Here is a 569-nt window from a genome sequence, read left to right as displayed (position 1 = left end):
TATGGCGGCATAGCCAAGTGGTAAGGCACAGGTCTGCAACACCTTTACCACCGGTTCGAATCCGGTTGCCGCCTCCATATTATGCCGGTGTGGCGGAATTGGCAGACGCGCACGACTCAAAATCGTGTTCCGTGAGGAGTGTCGGTTCGACCCCGACCACCGGTATCATAAAAACACTCATATATAATGTGAGTGTTTTTTATTTGGCTTTTTTCGAAAAGATTAGTGCTGGCCGAATAACTAATTAAGAAGGAATAACTTATTGCCTCGCAATAGAGACGAACCATTTTGGAAAATTACTTGTCCGGTGGCATATGGCTTTTCTATGCGCCGTAACGCTTAAAAAATGAGCGGTTCGGTCGCATATGGCTCTTCTATGCGTCCCAACACTTGAAAAAATTAGCGAACCGGTAGCATATAACCTTTCTATGCGCCTCAACTCTTGAAGAAATTAGCGAACCGGTAGCATATAGCCTTTCTATGCGCCTCAACTCTTGAAGAAATCAGCGGACCGGTCGCATATAGCCTTTCAATGCGCCGCAACTCTTGAAAAAAACATCGGACCGGTC

At 46.2% G+C, this 569-nt stretch carries 2 tRNA genes; both read left to right on the top strand.

The window, feature by feature from the left end:
• Positions 1–3: 3 nt before the first annotated feature.
• Positions 4–77, top strand: a tRNA-Cys gene (locus KHB02_RS29670).
• 6 nt (positions 78–83) lie between these two features.
• Positions 84–165 (top strand) — tRNA-Leu (locus KHB02_RS29665).
• Positions 166–569 lie beyond the last annotated feature (404 nt).

Source organism: Neobacillus citreus, from assembly GCF_018343545.2.
In the GTDB taxonomy this organism is placed as follows: Bacteria; Bacillota; Bacilli; order Bacillales; family Cytobacillaceae; genus Neobacillus; species Neobacillus citreus.
The sequence above is the reverse complement of the archived record's forward strand: the minus strand, read 5'-3'. Positions and strand labels throughout refer to the sequence as shown.